This is a genomic window from bacterium SCSIO 12643 (assembly GCA_024398135.1).
Taxonomy (GTDB): domain Bacteria; phylum Bacteroidota; class Bacteroidia; order Flavobacteriales_G; family Salibacteraceae; genus CAJXZP01.
In genome coordinates this window covers 694,761-716,204 of record CP073750.1, presented here as the reverse complement: position 1 = coordinate 716,204, position 21,444 = coordinate 694,761, and the positions used below count along the sequence as shown (strand labels likewise).

The following is a 21,444-nucleotide window of genomic DNA, read 5'->3' as shown; positions in this document are numbered from 1 at the left end:
TATGAAAGGTATTATTCTTGCGGGTGGTTCAGGTACTCGATTACATCCATTAACCGAAACGATATCAAAGCAATTATTGCCAGTTCATGATAAACCAATGATTTATTATCCTCTGGCAACATTAATGCTGGCGGATATAAGTGAGATATTAATAATTTCTACTCCTACGGATTTACCGATATTTGAGAAGTTACTAGGAGATGGAAGTAGATTCGGTTTAAAGCTAAGTTATATTGAACAACCGAGCCCTGATGGTTTGGCACAAGCTTTTTTATTGGGAGAAAATTTCATTGGAAATGATGATGTTTGCCTTGTTTTGGGGGATAATTTATTTTACGGTCAAGGATTTACGAGTATTCTTAGAGAAGCTAAGAGAAAGGTTGAAGAAGATAGAAAAGCGGTGGTATTTGGTTATCAGGTTCAGGATCCGGAAAGGTATGGGGTAGCAGAATTTGATGATAAAGGAGAAGTGATTTCGATTGAGGAAAAACCGCAGAACCCTAAATCTAATTATGCAGTCGTAGGATTATATTTTTATCCATCGGGAGTATCTCAAATGGCTAAAGAAGTAAGACCCTCGGATAGAGGTGAGTTGGAGATCACTACACTAAATCAAATGTACCTTGATGAAAAGCAACTATCAATTGAGTTATTGGGTAGAGGTTTTGCCTGGCTGGATACTGGTACTCATGAGGCCTTGAGTGAAGCTACACAATTTGTACATGCCATTGAAAAAAGACAAGGGTTAAAAATTGCTTGTTTGGAAGAAATTTCCTGGAGAAAAGGTTGGTTGACAACTGATGAGGTAGTCCAACTCGTTGAGAACAAAAAAAGTGAATATTACTCTTACATTAAGCGAGTTATTTCATGAGTAAGCCATATATAATTGAATTGCCTAAGATTAAGGATAGAAGAGGGAATCTTAGCTTTTTTGAAAATCAAAATCAAATTCCATTTGAAATAAGAAGAGCTTATTGGATTTATGATGTTCCAGGAGGAGAAATAAGAGGGAGTCATGCGTTTAAAGAATCTCATGAATTTATCATTGCATTATCCGGAAGTTTCGATGTAGTATTAAATGATGGTGATAAAGAAATGAGGTTTGCATTGAACCGTTCGTATTACGGGGTATATGTGCCTAATATGTTGTGGAGAAGATTAGAAAATTTTTCTACAAACTCTTTAGCATTAATTGTGTCTTCGATTCCATTTAAGGAGAGTGATTATATTAGAGATTTTGATGAGTTTAAGGGGATAAAATTTAACGATGAAGGATAATAAAGTTTTTGATTGTTCGATAATCGATATAGGCAAGGTCCATAACGATTCAGGAAATATAACGGTTGTTGAGAATGGAAATAATATTCCATTTGATGTTAGACGAATATATTACTTATATGATGTGCCAGGAGGAGAATCAAGAGGGGGACATGGACATTTAGAGTTAGAACAATTTATAATTGCTGCGAGTGGAAGTTTTGATGTTGTTCTAGATGATGGAACCAATAAAAAAAGAGTGACTCTTAATAGACCGAATCTTGCTTTGCATATTGTACCGGGTTTATGGCGTGAGTTAGAGAACTTTTCTTCAGGATCAATTTGTATGGTGTTGGCTTCTGAGGTATATACAGAAAGTGATTATATTAGAGATTATAAAGACTTTAAAGCTCAAAAATGATTTGTATTGCGGGAAAAAATGAAATAGCGGTGAATGCGCTAATCTATATTCATGAAAACTACCCAAATGAAGAATTAGTAGTTGTTGCTAATAGGACTGATTCAGGAATTCCAGACTGGCAACCATCTTTAAAGTTTGAAGCTCAAAATAGAAACCTGCCGATTCTAGAGCTTAAAGATTTATATGGCATTAGAGACTTATTATTTTTGTCGTTAGAGTTTGATCAGATTATTAAACCAAAGTTATTTGCTACGAAAAGATTATATAACGTTCATTTTTCTATGTTGCCAAGCTACAAGGGAATGTTTACTGCGGTATTACCAATTTTATATGGTGAGGAGTTTACAGGAGTAACTTTACATAGAATTGATCGTGGAATTGATACAGGAGAGATCATTTCGCAAGAGCGTATTCCAATTTCTTTGGACATGAATAGTCGGGATTTGTATCAAGCGTTTTTGGACAAAAGTTTTGATTTGTTTAAAGCAAATTTACCAAGTCTTTTAAATGGGACGGAAACATCCCAAAAGCAACCTTGTGAGGGAGCTTCTTATTACTCCAGAACGACCATTGATTTCTCAAATATTAAAATCAACTTTCAGCAATGTGCATATCAAGTGCATAATTTTATTAGAGCATTTAGTTTTAGAGATTATCAGTTGGTTAGTTATAAAGGATGGGAAATAGCCAAAAGTGAAATGACAAATGTTGCTAGTGTATTTAAGCCAGGAACGATTTTCGAAGAGACGGATGAGTATTTCGAAATTTCAACAATTGATTATAATATTCGATTGTTTAAAGATTACTATTTGAAATTCATCAAATTAGTTGAGAAGAATGATTTGGATGGTATTAAGAATATGATTTCGTTTATTGACGATGTGAATTTCAGAAACAAAAAAGGGTGGAATGCCATTATAATAGCTGCGTATAACGGATATTTGGATTTGTTTGAATATTTGTTGCAAAATGGGGCAGACGTTAATAGTGAGAATTTTAAAGGCACTACAGTCTTAATGTATGCTAAATCGTATGCAGAGATTAGTGGTGATCTAAAAATGATAGAAAGGCTTATTAAACTGGGAGTTGGTATTGATAAAAAAGATTGGAAAGGACTTTCAGTTTTAGATTATCTTGATCCAAATAACCAACATTTTAATGGTATAAATAAAGTATTGAACAATGGTTAAATTTTTGGATTTACAGAAAGTAAATGCACAATATCACCAGGAATTAAAGGAAGCAGCAAATAGAGTAATTGATTCAGGGTGGTATTTATTAGGAGAAGAGTTGAATCAATTTGAGTCTGACTATGCCAAATTTTGTAATACTCAATATGCTTTGGGTGTGGCGAATGGTTTAGATGCTTTACGTCTGATTTTTAGGGCTTATATTGAGATGGGAGTAATGAATCATGGAGACGAGGTTATTGTTCCTGCAAATACTTATATCGCTTCGGTATTGGCTGTTACGGATAATAATTTGATACCAGTATTTGTAGAACCTAACGAAAGTACCTACAATCTTAATAGTGCTAAAATTGAGGAAAAAATTACTTCAAAAACTAAGGCAATTTTAGCTGTTCATTTATATGGACAAATATCCATAGATCATAACATGTTAGCTCTTGCGGAGAAATATGGACTGAAGGTGGTTGAAGATGGTGCCCAGTCACATGGTGCCGAGTGGAATGGAAAAATATCAGGTGGTATAGGAGATGTTACAGGGCATAGTTTTTACCCAGGTAAAAACTTAGGAGCGCTCGGTGATGCTGGAGCGGTAACTTCGAATGACAAGGAATTGATGAATGTAATTTCGGCTTTAAGGAATTATGGATCGCATGTTAAATATGAAAATATGTACCAGGGATATAATTCTAGAATGGACGAAATGCAAGCTGCATTTCTTAATGTGAAATTGAAATACCTAAAAGATGATATTGATGCAAGAAGAAGCGTGGCAAACTTTTATCTGACAAATATTAATAATGAAAAGCTTGTGTTGCCTACAGTATTGAGTGAAGTAGGTCACGTTTGGCATTTATTTGTTATTCGAATATCAAACAGAGAAGAATTTCAAAAATATCTGTTGGATCATAAGGTGAGTACTATTATTCACTATCCAATACCACCACATAAACAAAAAGCGTATAGTAATTATAAAGATCAAAGCTATCCTTTAACAGAAAAACTACACAATGAAGTCTTAAGTTTACCAATGAGTGGGGTCTTGAGTAAAGATGAGTTGGAATTGGTAGTAGATACTATTAACAATTATTGATTTTGAATAAAAGTAAGGGATACTCTGATATTCTCAAAGGGACAACTTTATTTGGTGGAGTACAGGTATTTCAAATAATAATTCAGATAGCGAAATCTAAAGTAATGGCGGTTTTACTAGGGCCTGTAGGTTTCGGTTTAGTCGGATTATTAAATACCACGATCAGTTTAATAACGAATCTAACCAACTTTGGTATTGGTACGAGTGCGGTTAAGGAGATTTCACAAGCTTATGTTTCTGATGATAAAGAAGATTTTTATAAGACAGTTGGAATAATTAGGCGAGTAGTTTGGGTAACTGGAATTTTTGGAGCTTTACTTTTACTAATTTTTGCTGAGCCAATTGGGAAGCTAACTTTTGGTAATAGTGATTTTAATACGGGTTTAAGATTGCTATCAATCACTTTATTGGTAAATCAATTATTGGTTGGGAACAAGGCAATTTTTCAAGGTTCTCGAAAATTGTCATATCTGGCATTGTCAACTCTTTTTGGGAGCTTTTTAGGTCTATGTGTGTCTGTTCCATTATATTACTGGTATGGACTTGATGGTGTTGTCCCAAGTATGATATTGTCATCAATTGTGGGGTATTTTGTAACGATACCTTTTTTCAAAAAGCTAAAAATAAAAAGAGTTAGACTAGATTCAAATGAATTGATAAAGAATTCTAAGCCTTTGTTACAACTTGGAATGGCGATATCTGTTTCGGGTATATTAAATATGGTTGTAGCGTATGGGATTCGGATTTATATGAGGAGTGATGGCGGGTTAGATGATGTTGGCCTTTTTACGGCAGGGTTCACTATTGTGAATTCATATGTAGGACTTGTATTTTCTGCTATGAGTACTGATTATTTTCCGAGGTTATCGGCAGCTAATAATGATAAGTCGCAAATGATATTATTGGTTAATCAGCAAGCTGAAATAACTTCTATAATGTTGACACCTATATTGGGCGGATTAATTTTATTCGTTCATTTTGGAATTAGCATTTTATATTCTTCTGATTTTTTATCAGTAACTAATATGGTTGTGTGGGCTGCACTCGGAACGATGTTAAAAGGTGTGAGCTGGGCGTTGGCTTATGTCTTTTTGGCAACTGGAGAGAGCAAAGCTTTTTTCTGGAATGAACTGGTTTATAATATATACTTTTTTGTATCTAGTTTATTAGGATATTACTTTTTTGGACTCTCTGGTCTGGGATTAGCCATACTGGTCACATACATTATTTATGGTATTCAAGTATACATTATTATTCGAAGGAAAATTGACTTTTCATTTTCGAATAGTTTTATAAGAATGTTGTTGATTCAGTTATCTCTGGTCACCGGAATTGTTTTAGTTCATTTTTTAATATCTGATTGGACTAAATATATTTTTGGAGGGATCATTTTTTTAGTTTCAATTATTATGTCTTACAACGAATTAAATAAGAGACTGGACATAACAAACCTTATTAAGAAAAAAATATTGTAACTATGTTGGTAACGGAAGAACTGGTTCTTAAGAGATTTCAAAAACATAAGAGGGCTTTTCTTAATCAATTGGAAAAAAATAGTTTTGAAACTGCTTTGGTTCACGCAAATTATGCATGTTCTTTGGCTAGACGGTTTCCTATTTTAGAAGATTTTGTTGATCTTGAAATCGAAGCGGGTTTATTAAAGTTAGGAAATAAAGTTGTTAACCTCTCGGAAAAAGAAACTGAGAAAAAAGGGATTCTATTTTTTAGTTCTCAAACGGTTGATAATGGAGCACTAACTGAGCAATATCTCGATTACCTAATTGACAGAGGTGAAGACTATTTATACGTAACTACTGATAATCAGGCATCTCAAAGAGGAAAAAGAATTTTATCTAAAACAAAGGAAAATGTTACAATTGCTTCTGAAGGGGTTGCACAGATAAAGGACCTGGCAGGAGTAATCAAAGATTATAATCCGTCCGAAATATGGATTCATCTAGCTCCTGATCATGTTGAAGGATATGCAGCATTGAGTTTGTTTAAAAAAATGACGGGACTCTACATAGTGCATAATTCACATAGTTTTTGGTTAGGAACTGATCTGGTTGAGAAATTTACAGAGTTTCAAATGGGAGGAGTTTATTCATCTAGTAGATTTCGTAAAATCAAAGAGTCAAGTTTGGGGTTAGTACCATTTTATCCGATTGGAGTTGGAGAACAAAAAAGTGAAGAAAGTAAATGGTTATATACACCTAGAGTAACTGATGGTAAGACGATCGCGTTAGTTTCGGGAAATAGACTTAAAATTTTATATCCAGGTGCAGAAGGGTTACTTGATGCTTTGACTCAGTCATTAAATAGTATTCCTAAATTAAGTATTTGGATAGCAACTATTGGAGGCCAAGAAGAAATTAAAGAATATTTCAAAAAACAAGAATTATTAGATCGTGTGAAGTTTCTTGGTTATCAAAAAGATTTGGATAAAGTTTTGGAACAAGTTGATTGTCTAATAGATACATTTCCATTTGGTGGTGGGTTAATGAGACAAATTGCAATCAGAAATTTCAAACCAGTTTTTCGGGTTTCCACTCAGAAGTTAAAAGGAATTTATGGAACTAAAGAGGTTTATTTAAGTGGGGATGATTTTGATAGTTTAAATGTGAAAAGCTTTGTGACTCAACTTAATCGTTTTAGTAAGGAGGGATTGACCAAAGGGCAAATAGGTATCCTTAAGAAATTATATTACTCTTTTCCCGATAAAAAAAGTTTTCAAGAAAACATGGATAGATTCCGAGATGGAAATTTAGGGTATGAAATTAATGATATTGAGGGTTTTTCATGGGATAGAAAGGAATTATTAGATTTATATTTGCAGTTCGAAAATATGTTTAACAGAAGGTTTTTTATTGAGGAAGTTAGGCAATTAAAAAGTCGAATTTCAATAGAAGGAATATTTATGGCAGCCCTTCAAATCCCACGAGTAGTTTTAAGTAAATTGAGATGATCATTTCAAAAATATTAAATAAAATTACTGGGCTGATTTTTAAATTATACAGCATTTTGATTAATTGGCTGATATTTAGTGTTGAGGGTGTCGACTATTCAAGGTTTCCAAAGGTGGCTGGGCGTATTAATGTTTTGAATAGAGGGAAGATTGCTTTAGGGAAACAAAATATACTAACTTCTAGTAATAAATCTAACCCGGTTGGAGGCGGTTCTAATACTTCAATTTATTGTTCTCCAGGAGGAAATATTAAGATTGATGATAATGTAGCCATTAGTAATTCGGTTATTTTTTCTCAGAAAAGTATTCATATTAAATCAGGGGCTATGATAGGTGGTGGTTGTCAGATATATGATACAGATTTCCATTCATTAAAATGGAAAGAAAGGCTTAAAATAGAAGATGAAAAAATAAAAACAGCTCCTGTAATAATCGAAGAAAATGCTTTTTTGGGTTGTAATGTAATCGTACTCAAAGGGTCTGTAATAGGAAAGAATAGCATTATTGGTGCTGGATCTGTTGTTAAAGGTAAAATACCAGAAAATGAAATTTGGGGTGGAAACCCTGCAAAATATATTAAATCAATAACTTAAATTTATAATTATGTCTGTAGTAATAGTTACAGGATCAGGAGGCTTAATTGGAAGTCAATCAGTGAATCATTTTTCAAAACATTTCGATACAGTTGTTGGGATTGATAACGACATGAGATCATACTTTTTTGGAAAAGAAGCGTCAACAAAACATTCTTCAGAATTTTTACAAAAGGAGATTGAAAATTTTGTGCATGTTGAAGCTGATATTAGAGATGAAAAAGCAATAAACAAAGTATTCGAGGCATATGGAAAGGATATTGAGTTAATAATTCATACTGCGGCACAGCCATCGCATGATTGGGCAGCGAGAGAGCCTTTTACTGATTTTAGTGTTAATGCAAATGGGACATTAGTGCTGTTGGAGGCATACCGAAAGTATGCAGAGAAAGCAACATTTGTCTTTACTTCAACAAATAAAGTATACGGGGATTTACCAAATTCTCTACCATTAGTAGAATTAGATAAACGTTGGGAGATTGATCAAAATCATCAATACTTTGCACAAGGAATTGATGAGAAGTTTTCTATTGATCAATCAAAGCACTCTTTATTTGGAGCATCTAAGGTTGCAGCAGATGTTTTGGTACAGGAATATGGTAGATATTTTAATTTGAATACTGGAATATTTAGAGGTGGATGTTTGACTGGTCCAAATCATGCTGGAACTGAGTTGCATGGATTTTTATCGTATCTGATGAAATGTGCAATTACAGGAAGAGAGTATACCATTTTTGGTTATAAAGGAAAACAGGTTAGAGACAACATTCACAGTGATGATTTGATTCGTATGTTCCATGAATTCCATAAATCACCAAGGGTTGCCGAAGTATACAATGTTGGAGGAGGAAGGTTTTCTAATTGCTCAATGATGGAGGCGATTGAGATGTCTGAAGAAATCACTGGTAATAAGTTTAATTATAAATATTCAGAAGTAAATAGAATTGGTGATCATATTTGGTATATCAGTGATACTTCTAAGTTTAAAGCACATTACCCTGGATGGGAACAAAAATATGATGTAAAAGACATCCTTGTCCAAATCTTTAACTTTGAAAAAAGTAAGTAATATGAAAGTTGCAGTGGTATATACCAGTCCTTATCCTAAGAAAACGGGAGCAAGCGGTGCTGATCGGAGAATTAGAGATTATGTGCGAGGTTTAAAATCAGCTGGTGCAGATGTTACGATGTTTATACCACAATATCAAAGAGCGTCTTCATATGAAGATGCTCCTGAAGACTTTCAAATTAGATACATCGGTAATAAGTTGGGAGCAAAGGTTAAAGTATTAAATAGGTTTTTATTTTGGACAAGTTTGATTAAACTCTGTGAAAAAGAAGGGTATACACATTTGTTTTTATATAATACAACTTATGAAAGTGCTTATTTTGCGAAGAGAGCAAGGAAGCGTGGCCTGAAAGTTATTGTTGAGATTTGTGATTTACATTCAGGTGTTACTGGTAATTGGAGTCTAAAAGAGCACTTAGCAATAAAGAATGATGAAAATTTACCAAAAGAGGCAGATCTTGTTGTTACAATTTCAGATTTTTTAAAAGACCGAATAGAAGGATTTGCTCCTCATGTGCCAATAGTTAAGTATCCTATTTTCGTTGATTCTGATTTATTTGATAGTGAAGAAATTTTAAAAAATAAATTGCCATCAAAAGAAGGTTTGGGATTATCAGAGGATGACTTCTTAATTGCATATGTTGGAGGGTTATGGCATCATGAAGGGGTTAAATATTTAGTTGAATCGTTTAACAAAATTCAATTGGAGTTTCCAAATGCTAAATTATTAATTGCAGGTAAGTATACCAAAAGTCCATTGCATGATGATGTTGAAGGAATGGTAGAAGAGTTGGGTATTAAGGATAAAGTGATCCTGCCAGGATGGGTGGACACCAATACGGTTAAAAAAATATTTTCCGCGGCAGACTTGTTGGTGGTGAGTCAAACCGATCATGATTTTTCAAAAGCAGGATTGCCAACGAAACTAGCGGAATACTCAGCATCTGGGAAAGCAATTTTGGTAACAAAAGTAGGAGACGTTCCATATTATTTTGAAGATGGGGTTAATTCTGTAATGTGCGAGCCTAGTGATTCTAATAGTATGAAAAATGCGATTCAAAGGGTGATTACAGATGTTAGTTTAAAAGAACAAATCGCTAAGAATAGCCGAAAACTTGCTGAAACAAAATTCGATTATAGAGTTAATGGTGAGCGACTTAAAAAAGAGTTGAAGACGCTTTAAATATGAAAGTACGTCATTCCATATTAGTTCCAACATATAATCAGGAACAGTTTATATCAAAAGCATTGGACTCAATAGTAAGTCAAACTATTGAACCATTTGAAGTATATGTTGTTGATGACTGCTCAACCGATAATACTGGCGAGATCGTATTAGAATATGCACGTAAATTTGAATATATAAAATATATACGTCATGAATCGAATATGGGGTTGATTGAAAATTTCAATTTTATTAAGAAACTACCAAAAGGAGATGTTGTTTCCTGGTGTTCTGGAGATGATTTGTTGGATGTAAATATCTTGGAGAATCTGAATAAGGCAATTGCTGAAAATGAATTGAAACTAACAGATAATTTTTTGATTATATCTAATTCGGTGCATCTGTATCCAAATGGATTAACTTCATTATGGGATAATTATTCTGAAAGAGATAAAGGTGTTTATTGGAGTAGATTAAGACAAGGACTTAGTTTTAGAGGAGTTGGTTTTTCGCGAGTTCTATATGATAAATGTAAATCTGAAAAAGAGTTGTCGTCTAATTTTAATAGTCATTTAGCTTTAGATATTTATAAAGGGTTCAATCATATTTCAGAAGCTGATAAAATTGTCTATATAAATGAAGTAGGTGGAATTTATAGAGTGGAAGTAGGAGTCACTAAAAAGAGAGATAAAAACTACTTAGAAGATGGGTGGAAAGCTATGTTAGAAGCTTTTGAATATCTAAAAGACAATTATACCAAAGAATGGAATCAAGAAGATATAAGATATATTGAGCAACAAAAGAAACTGTATGGTTCTCTTCTGAGTGGAAAAAAGTTAAATTTTTCTTTATTTCTTGAGATCTTAAGTGATTCTGCTAATTATTCTAAAAACAATGATAGTTTTAAGAATGCGGCTAAACTTTTACCTAAAAGCTTTATTAGATTATTGAAATTGATTTATCCTATATATTTAAAACTAAAGTAAATTTTGGAGTTAGTCTTAGGTATATTTTTAGTTTGGGCTACTGTATTTAGTAAGCATAGGATATTATTTTTCGTAACTTTTTTTTCTCTCTTTGCAGATGTATTGAGGATAAACGTAGTGGGTTCAATGTTATCTGCGCATTTTGTTGGCTTTTTGGTCTTGCCGTTTGTTTTTCAGAATAGAGCTTATTTAAGAGAGCTAAAGTTGATTAGAACGCCATTATTCATACTCATAATTTTATACCTTGTATCTTTCTTTTATTTTGGTGTTTTTGATCCTTGGATAGACATTTCCGGCCTTCGTTCCTGGGGGCAGCAATCTTTTGGTAGAAGTTTGATTAGTATATCTCGATTAATAAGTGAGATATCTATTTTTTTATATATCTATTTAATTATTCGAACGGGTAAGGTCGATAAGGATTTAATATTGAAGTATCTTAAAATAATGCTGGTTGTGGGTTTCGTGGTAGCGGTTTTAGATAGGATGGTTTTAGGTCATAGAATAGTGGAAACTTTATTTTACTTCAGGGCAGATTTAGCAAATAGATTTATTGGGTTAAATGGGGAACCAAAAGTTTTTGGAAGATCAATGAGTTTGACCATAGCCCTGTTAATCGCATTAGGAAGGTTGGATAAGGATTGGCCGTATGTTATGGTTGCCGCTATTGGTTTGGTATTAAGTAATAGTGCATCAGCGTTTGTTATGCTTTTTATGTTTTTGGTTGCTGTTGTTTTATTGAGAAAGAATCTGGTACTTAAAATTTTGATGGTATCAATGCTTGTGGTTTTTTTCTTTATTGACTTTAAGTTGATCATATCAAACCTTTCTTTTCTATATTCCAAAGAAACTGTTAGAAAGATTGAAAAGGTGGTTTATAGTGAAGATCAAGAGTGGATTGAAAATGAACCATTTTTGTTTAAAAAGTTTGACATATTTGATCGATTGGCTCTTATTTTCTTTAAAGAATCTCCAGAGTATTTGGCTTTTGGCGTAGGCCCTAATTTAGTGCACATACCTTCTAGTAAATACATCCCCAAGCACTCTATTTTTTATACTGAAAAAAGAATCGATTCTGTTCCCAATAATATGATTGTAAATCAGCTATCATCAGTAGGGATTATTGGGTTGATTATTTGGGCCTGGTTTTTTTTTAGAACCAATAAGATTATATCATTAAGTGTTAAACAGGATTATATTTTCATTTTTTATACGGGGATAATATTTGGTATGGTATTTTTCTCAGTCCACACTTTATATATTATTGCAATAGCTCTTGGGGCTTCAGTTAAGGATATGAATTCTGTTGTTAATTATGAAAGAGGTTAGTTTAACAATTGATGCTTCCAATATTCGAGCAGGAGGAGGTTTGACGCATTTAAAAGAAATTTTATCTAGTCAGGCATTCTTAAATTCAAAATTTACTCGAGTTTTGGTTTGGGCATCTCAAGCTACTTTAGATAGTTTGAAAGATTTTGATAAACTAGAAAAGAAGCATCATGCGTATCTGGAACAGGGATATTTGAAGATTAGTATCTGGCAATATTTTATTTTACCAAGAGAAGTTAAAAGCACAAATAGTTTATTATTTATTCCAGGGACAGGTTCTAGTAGGATGCCGTATATAACTATGTTCAGGAACCTTTTGCCTCTAGAGAGTAGAGAAACCAGGAGGTATTTTTTTTCTAAGACTTGGCTTAGACTTCTTTTGTTGAGAGAGATACATAAGTATTCATTTAAGAACGCATCAGGAATAATATGTTTAAATGATTATTGTCGAAATCATTTAAAGGGACATGTGAATGTGAATAGTTCTGATTTAAAAGTGATTCTTCATGGATTATCAGATAAGTTTAAAAAAAATATTGGAGTAAACAAACGGAAAACAGGTGATGTTTTTAGGTTACTGTATGTGTCAGTTGTTGATGTTTATAAGCATCAATGGGAAATAGTTCGAGCGGTTAAAGATTTGGTTGAAAAAGGTAAGAGAATAGAGCTAATCCTTGTAGGTCCTTCTTATCCCCCGGCTTTGAAGAAATTAAATGAGGAGCTGAATAGAAAACCAGAATTAAACCATGCTATAAGATATACTGGAAAAATACCATATGAAGAATTAGTGGATGTTTATAGTTCGGCAGATGCTTTTATTTTTGCTTCAACATGTGAAACATATGGTATGGTTGTAACCGAAGCTATGGGAATGGGACTGCCAATTTTATGCTCAAAATATAGTTCAATGAGAAGTAATTTTGGAAGTTCGGCAATTTATTTTAACCCTTTAGATCAAGAGAGTATCAAATCCAATATAACTCTTTTGGAAGAGTCGAATGAGTTGAGAGAAGAGCTGAGTGCAAAAGCACTGGAATTTGCTGAGAAGAGAACTTGGGAAAACTGTGCAGGGGCTACTTTTGATTATTTATTTGATAAATACCAGGAAATATGTGTGGAATAGTTGGAAGTGTTAATGCTAAATGGGTTGAAGACCCTTTAAAATCCATTTTACAGAGAGGGCCGGATTATTCATCAAGTTATTCTAATGGTAATTTATATCTGGGTCATACACGGTTAAGTATTATTGATACAAGTGCAGCCGGTAATCAGCCAATGATATCGGAGGATGAAAAATTTGTTGTTATTTTTAATGGGGAGATTTATAATCACTTAGATATTAGGGATTACTTGAAGTCAAAATATAATGTAGAATTTAATTCGGGTTCTGATACAGAAACATTATTAAAAGGTTGGATTCATGAGGGGCGAGAGATTCTTAAAAGATTAAATGGAATATTTGCTTTTGCTATCTACGACCTTAAAAAATCTTGTTTAAATGTGGTTAGAGATCCTTATGGTGTTAAGCCTCTATATGTATACCAAGATAAGGATCAATTCGTGTTTTCTTCAGAGCTAAAGTCATTTAATAGTTTAAAGTTCTTTGATAATAGGATTAATTTGGATGCTGTAGGGAATTATTTAAGTTTTTTATGGAGTCCCGGAGAGGATACGATGTATCAAAGTGTAAAGAAAGTATTACCGGGATTTGAACTTGAGGTTAACCTTAAAGATAATTCCGTTAAAAGCCAAAAAGGAGAGTTTTACAGTCCAAATGAAATATTATCAAAATTAACAGAAGAAGAATGGATTGATAAAGTTGATGAGGTACTGAATCGTGCGGTTAAAAGACAAATGTTGTCAGATGTACCGCTTGGTTTTTTCCTATCTGGAGGTCTGGATTCTAGTTTATTGGTTGCAATGGCGAGAAAACAAAATCCAAATTTAGATCTGGATTGTTTTACGATAAACACATCAACGAATAAAGGAAAAGAAGGATTCTCTGATGATTTGCCATATGCAAGGAAAGTAGCTCAACACCTTGGAGTGAATCTTCATGAAGTAGATATTGATGGAGGAAGTGTCGATAGGTTTGATCAAATGATTTATACATTGGATGAGCCGCAAGCAGATTTAGCACCAGAAAATGTTCGATTGATTTGCAATTTGGCAAAGAAAAAAGGGATAAAAGTTTTGATTGGAGGAGCTGCAGGAGATGATTTGTTTAGTGGTTATAGACGCCATCATGCAATCTTATTAGAAGAAAAAATTGAGAAAGTTCCAAAGGGATTGCTCTACCTTTTTAAAGGTATAATTAACATGTTACCAGGTAAAATTCCTTTTTTTAGGAGAATGAATAAATTAAGCAGGGATTGGGGTAAAACATCGCATGAACGTTTATTAGGGTATTTTAATTGGTTACCAAATAACAATTTTGTTCATGAGATTGTGCCGGAATTAAGTGATGATTATAACCCCAATAATTATGGTGAACAAATATTAGCTAATAATAAAGGAGAATCGCTGCTACAGCAAATGTTATATCTTGAACAGGCTACTTTTTTAGTAGATCATAATTTAAATTATACCGATAAAATGTCAATGTTGGAAGGTGTTGAAGCAAGGGTACCTTTTCTTGATTTTGAGTTGGTGGCTTTGGCTAACATGATTCCGGATTCTTTTAAGATAAAGGGAGGAGAAGCAAAGTATATATTAAAAAAGGTAGCAGAACGATATTTACCTAAAGAGGTTATATATAGATCAAAAACAGGTTTTGGTGCACCGGTACGTGATATGATTAGTAATGAACTTAAACCATTAATTGAAACCTATCTAAGTTCGGATTCACTAGCACAACAAGGTATTTTCTCTCCCTTAGCGGTACAGAGATTATTAGATGATCATAATTCTGGAAAAGAGGACCATGGCTATACGATCTTAAGCCTGCTGGCATTACAAAGTTGGCTGAAGCAATTTAGCTGGAAAAAATAATTAAACTAACAAACGACTATTTATTAGTAATGAAACAAATATTACAATCATTTAAAACGGGTGTTACAGAGTTAGCAGAACTACCTGCTCCCAGGGTGTCAAATGGACAAGTTCTTATTCAGACAACAAGAAGTTTAGTATCTCTTGGTACTGAAAGAATGTTAGTTGAGTTTGGTAAGGCATCGCTGATTTCAAAAGCAAGACAGCAGCCAGATAAAGTGAAAATGGTGTTGGACAAAATCAAAGCCGAAGGATTGATGCCGACATTGGAAACAGTTTTTAATAAATTGGAACAACCATTACCTCTGGGATACTGTAATGTTGGAAAGGTTATTGAAGTTGGTGCCGGGGTTACGGATTTCAAGGTTGGTGATCGTGTTGCTTCCAATGGTGGACATGCCGAATTTGTATCTGTTCCACAGAACCTTGTAGCTCATATTCCAGATAATGTTAGTGATGATGAAGCGGCATTTACTGTAATTGGATCAATTGGTTTACAAGGTATTCGATTGGCTGATCCGACATTTGGAGAAACCGTTGTTGTTATTGGGTTGGGATTGATTGGTTTATTAACTGCTGAAATGCTAATTGCAAATGGTTGTAAAGTGATAGGTTATGACCTGGACGATACAAAAGTTCAAATAGCTAGAGAAAAGGGAATCATTGCGTTTAATCCGGCATCTGGAGATAATCCTGTGAATTTTGTTCATAATCAAACTAATGGAGTTGGAGCAGATGCTATTATAATAACAGCATCTGCGAAGAATAATGAGATCATATCAGATGCTGCAAATATGTCTCGTAAACGTGGTCGAATTATTTTGGTGGGTGTAATAGGTTTGGATATATCGAGAGCAGATTTTTATGAAAAAGAATTAACGTTTCAAGTTTCATGCTCATATGGACCCGGACGTTACGATGATGCCTATGAACAAAAGGGAATTGATTATCCGCTACCGTTTGTAAGATGGACGGAAAAGAGAAATTTTGAAGCGGTATTAGGAGCTATTTCTTCTGGAAAGTTAGATGTAAAGAATTTGATAACAGAGGTGGTTGAAATTGAGAATTTTGATCAAATCTATGGTGATATAGGATCATCCAAGTCTATTGCGTCTATTTTAAAGTATGAAGAATCTAATCAGCCGGTTCGTTCGGTTAAAGTGACCGAAAAGGAAGTGAGCAGGTCTAATGGTAATATAGCTATAGTTGGTGCGGGTAACTTTACGAAAATGACAATGCTACCTGCATTAAAAGGGACAGGAGCGAATTTACAATATATAGTTTCTGCTGGAGGGGTAAATGGAACTGCTCTTGCACAGAAGTATGAAATTACAAATAGTACCACAGATTATAATCAGGTTTTAACAGATTCTGATGTAGATATAGTGATGATCACTACCAGACATAATCTACATGCTAAAATGGTTATTGATGCCCTTAACGATGATAAACATGTTTTTGTAGAAAAACCATTGGCCTTAAACATCGATGAATTAAAATCGATTGAAGAAAGTTATAGTAAAAGCAAAGGTTCATTGATGATTGGTTTTAATAGAAGGTTTTCTCCACATACTGAGAAAATGAAAGCACTATTGGGAAACTCTCAGATGAATGTTATTGCTACGATGAATGCCGGAGCAATTCCTGCTAATGTTTGGGTGCATGACATGGCTGTTGGTGGCGGAAGGATAATTGGAGAAGCATGTCATTATATTGATTTAATTATATTTCTTACGGGTAGTATGGTTAAATCCGTATGCATGAATGCTATGGGAGAAAATCCTGCAGAGAATACGGATAATGCTTCGATTATGTTGAAGATGGAGAATGGATCTACTGGTGTTATTAATTATTTCGCTAATGGTTCCAAGTCTTATTCTAAGGAGAGGTTAGAAGTTTATAGTCAAGAAAGAACTTTGGTTATGGATAACTTCTTAAAAACAGAAGGGTATGGATTTAAAGGTTTTTCCAAATTGAAAACAAAGTTAGATAAAGGTCATAAAAATCAATTTTCTAGACTGGTTCAAAATATGGGTGAAGGTAAAGGGGTTAATATGATTCCTTATGAAGAGTTGATTAATGCTACAAAAGCAAGTTTTGCCTGTATTGAGAGTTTGAAGACAGGAACCTGGGTGGAGGTACTTGATTAAAGAATTCATATTAAATAACCGAAAATTTTAGAGGATGAAAATTGATTTAATTGCTGGTGCAAGGCCAAATTTTATGAAAATTGCCCCAATAGTTCATGCGATTCAGAAGCAAATGAAGTTAGGTAAAGAGATTTCATTTAGATTAGTCCATACTGGCCAACACTATGACAAGAATATGAGTGGTGCTTTTTTTGAGCAACTTAATATTCCTAAGCCGCACATTAACCTTGAAGCAGGAGGTGGAACTCAAGCTGAACAGACTGCGAAAATTATGGTAGGATATGAGGGGCTGTTAATGAAAGAATCAACCGATTTATGCCTAGTAGTTGGTGATGTTACATCAACAATGGCTTGTTCGATTGCAGCGAAAAAACTGCATGTCAAAGTGGCTCATGTTGAAGCGGGAATACGTTCAGGTGATATTTCAATGCCGGAAGAAATAAATAGAATGGTTACTGATAGTATCACAGACTATTTTTTTACCACTACCAAGTTAGCAGGAGATAATTTAATTAAATCAGGAGTTAATGAGGATAAAATATTCTTTGTAGGAAATACAATGATTGACACTCTTTTGAAACAAAGACCAAGGTTTATGGCTCCTCCAATTTGGGACGAGTTGGATTTGTCTAAAGGAGACTATATAGTAATGACATTACATAGACCAGCTAATGTTGATGAAGAAAGTACTTTAAAACAGTTGATTGCTTCAATTGTGAAAACAAGTCATGATCTACCATTGGTTTTTCCGGTTCATCCTCGAACAAAAAAGATTCTTGAAAGAATGGGAATAAGTTACCCTAAACTTTATATGATCGATCCCCTTGGTTATTTAGAGTTTAATTATTTGGTAGAGAATGCTAAGGCAGTAATAACTGATTCGGGTGGAATTACCGAGGAAACAACAGTAATGGGTGTTCCTTGCATGACTTTAAGAGATAATACCGAAAGACCTGAAACAATTGCTATCGGGACCAATGAGTTATTAGGTGTTAACCCTGAGGCAATAGCACCAGCCATGAAAAAATTGTTTGCTGGAGATTGGAAAAAAGGAGGCGTTCCGGAATTATGGGATGGTGGAACTGCTGAACGAATTATTGATCATTTGTTGCAATTAACGAATTGAGGAGTTTAAGGTTAATATTACAGTTGTTTACCAACATGGGATGGCGTTACGTTAGTTTTCGTGTTGGATATTTATTGGGTTCAAAACTTGGATTGATAAAAAAAAAATTCCCAACCTCGTTTCCTCCTTTTGAGAAGCCTACACTTGATAATTGGAGAGGGTTTGAATCTGATTTTTTTATTGATTTTAATAATTTATCTGTATCTTCTTATGACGATCAACAATTAGAAAATTTAAAAAGAACTGTCCAACGAATAAAAGCTGGTGAAATACTTTTTTTTGGTCACCAATGGATAAAAATTTCCAATTGGGCCAAACACCCAATAAGTGGTTATGTTTATCCTCAGAAACACTTTACTGAAATAAATGATTTTTCTTCTGAAATAGGAGATATAAAATATGTTTGGGAAAAAGCTAGATTTTCCTTCGTTTATAGTTTGATTAAGTACGAAAAACAAACAGGAGAAAGTCAAGATGATTTTATATTCAATGAGATAGAGAGTTTTATTGATCATAACCCTGTAAATTTCGGTCCTCAATATAAGTGTAGTCAGGAAATGAGTATACGTATATTTAATTGGTCCTATGCATTGTTTTATTATAGAAATAGCGAGTATTTAACACAAAAGTTATTTGACAAAATAATCGATTCCATATATGCACACTACCATCATATATTTAACAACATAAACTTTTCTAGGATAGCAGTTAGAAATAATCACGCGATTACTGAAACGTTGGCGCTATATATGATTGGTAAATGGTTCCCATTTATTCCAAATGCTAAGAGTTGGAGTATAAAAGGAAAAAAATGGTTTGAAACTGAAATAGTTTATCAGCTGTATAAAGATGGAGGTTTTTTGCAGTATAGTCATAACTACCATAGAGTGGTTATACAACTAATGACATGGGGAATATTGACAGCAAGAAAGCACAAGGAGTCCTTCTCGAAAGTTGTGATTGAAAGGGCCGTTAAAAGTGTTGAGTTTTTATCTGAGTTATGTCAAAGAGAAACGGGGTGGTTACCCAATTATGGACAAAATGATGGCGCATTGTTTTTTCCATTTTCAGATCAACATTTTAGGGATTTTAGACCTCAATTGCAGGCATTAAGAATTTTGTTAGACTTACCTATAGAAGAATCCCTGTATACAGATGCACAATGGTATGGATTAACGAATGGAAGTAAGATGCAGAATTATGAATCTAATTCGCATATCAAGGAATTCGAAATAGCTGGTCAATATGTAATTAAAGATGATGTAACTACTACGGTTATCAATAATCCTTGTTATATAAATAGACCTGCGCAAAGTGATCAATTACATTTAGATATACACGTGTCAGGGCATAATGTTTTTTTTGATCCTGGAACCTATAAGTATAATACGGAGAAAAAGTATGTAGATTTCTTTTTTGGTACTGGAGGACACAATAGCATTCAAATTGGAAGGTATGATCAAATGTTTAAGGGAGATAGGTTCATTTGGTACAATTGGATTAAGCGAACAGAAAACCTTTTGGAAGAGGAGGATCATGTATTTTCATATTCGGGGAAATACTTTGGATTTAAAGAAGAAACTGGCGGGATTTGGATATCGAGAAAAATAAATAAAGTAAAAGGTCAGCTGAATTGGATTGTAGAGGATGAAGTTTTAGGTGATACGAATGATAATAATGTAAAATTACACTGGAATTATTTGTCAAGATATGAAAAGTTCATTTCTTTGAAGACCTACGATACGAATGGGGAATTAATGCAATATTCCGATAAAGATGGCTGGAATGCTGTTCAATATGGTATGTTAACACCATTCAAACAGCTCGAATTAGAAAGCTCGGGGAAGTATTTTAAAACTGAAATAACGATCGATGAAAATATTATTAATTCACCAGTATTTTCTTGAAAAAGATGACGGTGGAGGTTCCAGGTTTAATGAAATGACCAAAGAATGGACTGAGTTAGGACATGAGGTAACTGTTTTAGCTGGAATGGTGCATTATGCTACAGGAAAAAAAGCAGACCGTTATAGGAATAAATGGTTTTTTAAAGATCAACACGAAAAAGTAAACATTGTTCGTTGTCATGTTTCCGAGGCCTATAATGTAAACTTTATTGGAAGGATGTGGGCTTATTTTTCGTTTGTTTTCAGTAGTATCTGGGCTGGATTGTTTAAGACAAAAGGGAAATTCGATGTAATAGTGGTTACAAGTCCTCCGCTATTTGTTGGAATTACAGCTTATGTCATTTCAAAAATCAAAAGAATTCCATTTGCATTTGAAATTAGAGATTTATGGCCTGAATCGGCTATTGATACTGGAGTGTTGACAAATAAACTACTTATTAAATTCGCCTTTTGGTTTGAAAACTTTATTTATGAAAGGGCTAGTTTGATTAATACGCTTACTCCCGCTTTTCAAAAGAAATTAATAGAAGAAAAGAAGGTGTCAAAGTCAAAGGTAATTATGTTACCAAATGCTGCTGATTTTCAGTTATCGGATGAACTCTTAAAGCGTTTTGACGCGATACAGTTTAAGAAGGATTTAGGATTTCAGGATAAATGTGTAATTACTTACGTTGGGGCGCATGGTGTGGCGAACCATCTAATTCAGTTGGTTGATGCTGCTGAATTACTTAAAGATACTTCCGTGATTTTTCAGTTAATTGGTTCTGGAATGCAAAAAGATATGCTAGTTGAAGAAACTAAAAAAAGAGGATTAGAAAATATTGTATTTAGGGACCCTGTTTCAAAAAGTGAAGTATTTAAATACATTTTGGCTTCAGATATTGGAACATCTGTATTGAAGAAGGTCGATACGTTTAAAACTATCTACTCCAATAAAACATTCGACTATATGGCGTGTAAGAAGCCAATTTTACTTTTGATAGATGGTGTAAGTCGGGAATTGGTAGAAAATGCAGAATGTGGATTATATGCCGAGCCAGAAAATAGCTTAGAAATTGAGAAGGTAGTTCGCAAGTTCTTGGATTATTCAAATGATAAATTAAGTGAACAAGGTGAAAATGGATATTCATATGCTAAGAAACATTTTGATCGCAAAGTAATTGCTAATAAATATTTAGATTCCCTAAACCAAATTATTAAATAAGGAG

The 21,444-nt window shown here is 33.7% G+C and carries 18 protein-coding genes; all 18 read left to right on the top strand.

What is annotated here, in order from left to right:
* The first annotated feature begins 1 nt into the window (after nucleotide 1).
* The 18 genes from rfbA (at nucleotide 2) to KFE94_03065 (ending at nucleotide 21,440) form a co-directional block, all read left to right on the top strand.
* Entirely contained in the window at nucleotides 2-871 is an 870-nt protein-coding gene (rfbA, locus tag KFE94_03150) for a glucose-1-phosphate thymidylyltransferase RfbA (protein UTW67128.1), read from the top strand.
* Complete coding sequence (locus KFE94_03145; protein ID UTW67127.1) at nucleotides 868-1,278, top strand: WxcM-like domain-containing protein; 411 nt, start codon at nucleotides 868-870, stop codon at nucleotides 1,276-1,278. Before rfbA ends, KFE94_03145 begins: the two co-directional genes overlap by 4 nt.
* On the top strand, nucleotides 1,268-1,678 hold the full coding sequence (locus KFE94_03140; protein UTW67126.1) for a WxcM-like domain-containing protein: 411 nt from the start codon (nucleotides 1,268-1,270) through the stop codon (nucleotides 1,676-1,678). The genes KFE94_03145 and KFE94_03140 overlap by 11 nt, the downstream gene beginning before the upstream one ends.
* Nucleotides 1,675-2,868, top strand: a complete 1,194-nt coding sequence (locus tag KFE94_03135; GenBank protein UTW67125.1) for a hypothetical protein — start codon at nucleotides 1,675-1,677, stop codon at nucleotides 2,866-2,868. The genes KFE94_03140 and KFE94_03135 overlap by 4 nt, the downstream gene beginning before the upstream one ends.
* On the top strand, nucleotides 2,861-3,958 hold the full coding sequence (locus KFE94_03130) for a DegT/DnrJ/EryC1/StrS family aminotransferase (GenBank protein UTW67124.1): 1,098 nt from the start codon (nucleotides 2,861-2,863) through the stop codon (nucleotides 3,956-3,958). Before KFE94_03135 ends, KFE94_03130 begins: the two co-directional genes overlap by 8 nt.
* A 2-nt stretch (nucleotides 3,959-3,960) precedes the next feature.
* A complete protein-coding gene (locus KFE94_03125) occupies nucleotides 3,961-5,433 on the top strand; it encodes an O-antigen translocase (protein UTW67123.1) in 1,473 nt (490 codons plus the stop codon).
* Between the two features lie 2 nt (nucleotides 5,434-5,435).
* Nucleotides 5,436-6,923 carry a hypothetical protein gene (locus tag KFE94_03120; protein ID UTW67122.1) on the top strand — a complete coding sequence of 496 codons (1,488 nt, stop codon included), beginning with the start codon at nucleotides 5,436-5,438 and terminating at the stop codon, nucleotides 6,921-6,923.
* Nucleotides 6,920-7,516, top strand: a complete 597-nt coding sequence (locus tag KFE94_03115; protein ID UTW67121.1) for an acyltransferase — start codon at nucleotides 6,920-6,922, stop codon at nucleotides 7,514-7,516. The genes KFE94_03120 and KFE94_03115 overlap by 4 nt, the downstream gene beginning before the upstream one ends.
* A gap of 10 nt (nucleotides 7,517-7,526) precedes the next feature.
* Nucleotides 7,527-8,585, top strand: coding sequence for an NAD-dependent epimerase/dehydratase family protein (locus KFE94_03110; protein UTW67120.1), 1,059 nt, complete (start codon nucleotides 7,527-7,529; stop codon nucleotides 8,583-8,585).
* Nucleotides 8,569-9,768 (top strand): glycosyltransferase family 4 protein, encoded by a 1,200-nt coding sequence (locus KFE94_03105; GenBank protein ID UTW67119.1) that lies wholly within the window; start codon nucleotides 8,569-8,571, stop codon nucleotides 9,766-9,768. Before KFE94_03110 ends, KFE94_03105 begins: the two co-directional genes overlap by 17 nt.
* 2 nt (nucleotides 9,769-9,770) lie before the next feature.
* Complete coding sequence (locus KFE94_03100; protein ID UTW67118.1) at nucleotides 9,771-10,736, top strand: glycosyltransferase family 2 protein; 966 nt, start codon at nucleotides 9,771-9,773, stop codon at nucleotides 10,734-10,736.
* Nucleotides 10,737-10,739: 3 nt separating this feature from the next.
* Nucleotides 10,740-12,062 carry a hypothetical protein gene (locus tag KFE94_03095; GenBank protein UTW67117.1) on the top strand — a complete coding sequence of 441 codons (1,323 nt, stop codon included), beginning with the start codon at nucleotides 10,740-10,742 and terminating at the stop codon, nucleotides 12,060-12,062.
* Nucleotides 12,049-13,185 (top strand): glycosyltransferase family 4 protein, encoded by a 1,137-nt coding sequence (locus KFE94_03090; GenBank protein ID UTW67116.1) that lies wholly within the window; start codon nucleotides 12,049-12,051, stop codon nucleotides 13,183-13,185. The genes KFE94_03095 and KFE94_03090 overlap by 14 nt, the downstream gene beginning before the upstream one ends.
* On the top strand, nucleotides 13,173-15,053 hold the full coding sequence (asnB, locus tag KFE94_03085; protein ID UTW67115.1) for an asparagine synthase (glutamine-hydrolyzing): 1,881 nt from the start codon (nucleotides 13,173-13,175) through the stop codon (nucleotides 15,051-15,053). Before KFE94_03090 ends, asnB begins: the two co-directional genes overlap by 13 nt.
* Before the next feature lie 29 nt (nucleotides 15,054-15,082).
* Nucleotides 15,083-17,203: a bi-domain-containing oxidoreductase gene (locus KFE94_03080; protein ID UTW67114.1), complete on the top strand. Its 2,121-nt coding sequence runs from the start codon at nucleotides 15,083-15,085 to the stop codon at nucleotides 17,201-17,203.
* A gap of 34 nt (nucleotides 17,204-17,237) precedes the next feature.
* Nucleotides 17,238-18,329 carry a UDP-N-acetylglucosamine 2-epimerase (non-hydrolyzing) gene (gene wecB, locus KFE94_03075; protein ID UTW67113.1) on the top strand — a complete coding sequence of 364 codons (1,092 nt, stop codon included), beginning with the start codon at nucleotides 17,238-17,240 and terminating at the stop codon, nucleotides 18,327-18,329.
* A gap of 92 nt (nucleotides 18,330-18,421) precedes the next feature.
* Nucleotides 18,422-20,236, top strand: coding sequence for a heparinase II/III family protein (locus tag KFE94_03070; protein UTW67112.1), 1,815 nt, complete (start codon nucleotides 18,422-18,424; stop codon nucleotides 20,234-20,236).
* Nucleotides 20,202-21,440 carry a glycosyltransferase family 4 protein gene (locus KFE94_03065; protein UTW67111.1) on the top strand — a complete coding sequence of 413 codons (1,239 nt, stop codon included), beginning with the start codon at nucleotides 20,202-20,204 and terminating at the stop codon, nucleotides 21,438-21,440. Before KFE94_03070 ends, KFE94_03065 begins: the two co-directional genes overlap by 35 nt.
* Nucleotides 21,441-21,444: the final 4 nt, after the last annotated feature.

Bases quoted from the DNA above. Each gene is read 5' to 3' on its own strand.
- rfbA (UTW67128.1), top strand. From the start codon at position 2: ATGAAAGGTATTATTCTTGCGGGTGGTTCAGGTACTCGATTACATCCA.
- KFE94_03145 (UTW67127.1), top strand. From the start codon at position 868: ATGAGTAAGCCATATATAATTGAATTGCCTAAGATTAAGGATAGAAGA.
- KFE94_03140 (UTW67126.1), top strand. From the start codon at position 1,268: ATGAAGGATAATAAAGTTTTTGATTGTTCGATAATCGATATAGGCAAG.
- KFE94_03135 (UTW67125.1), top strand. From the start codon at position 1,675: ATGATTTGTATTGCGGGAAAAAATGAAATAGCGGTGAATGCGCTAATC.
- KFE94_03130 (UTW67124.1), top strand. From the start codon at position 2,861: ATGGTTAAATTTTTGGATTTACAGAAAGTAAATGCACAATATCACCAG.
- KFE94_03120 (UTW67122.1), top strand. From the start codon at position 5,436: ATGTTGGTAACGGAAGAACTGGTTCTTAAGAGATTTCAAAAACATAAG.
- KFE94_03115 (UTW67121.1), top strand. From the start codon at position 6,920: ATGATCATTTCAAAAATATTAAATAAAATTACTGGGCTGATTTTTAAA.
- KFE94_03110 (UTW67120.1), top strand. From the start codon at position 7,527: ATGTCTGTAGTAATAGTTACAGGATCAGGAGGCTTAATTGGAAGTCAA.
- KFE94_03100 (UTW67118.1), top strand. From the start codon at position 9,771: ATGAAAGTACGTCATTCCATATTAGTTCCAACATATAATCAGGAACAG.
- KFE94_03090 (UTW67116.1), top strand. From the start codon at position 12,049: ATGAAAGAGGTTAGTTTAACAATTGATGCTTCCAATATTCGAGCAGGA.
- asnB (UTW67115.1), top strand. From the start codon at position 13,173: ATGTGTGGAATAGTTGGAAGTGTTAATGCTAAATGGGTTGAAGACCCT.
- KFE94_03080 (UTW67114.1), top strand. From the start codon at position 15,083: ATGAAACAAATATTACAATCATTTAAAACGGGTGTTACAGAGTTAGCA.
- wecB (UTW67113.1), top strand. From the start codon at position 17,238: ATGAAAATTGATTTAATTGCTGGTGCAAGGCCAAATTTTATGAAAATT.
- KFE94_03065 (UTW67111.1), top strand. From the start codon at position 20,202: ATGAAAATATTATTAATTCACCAGTATTTTCTTGAAAAAGATGACGGT.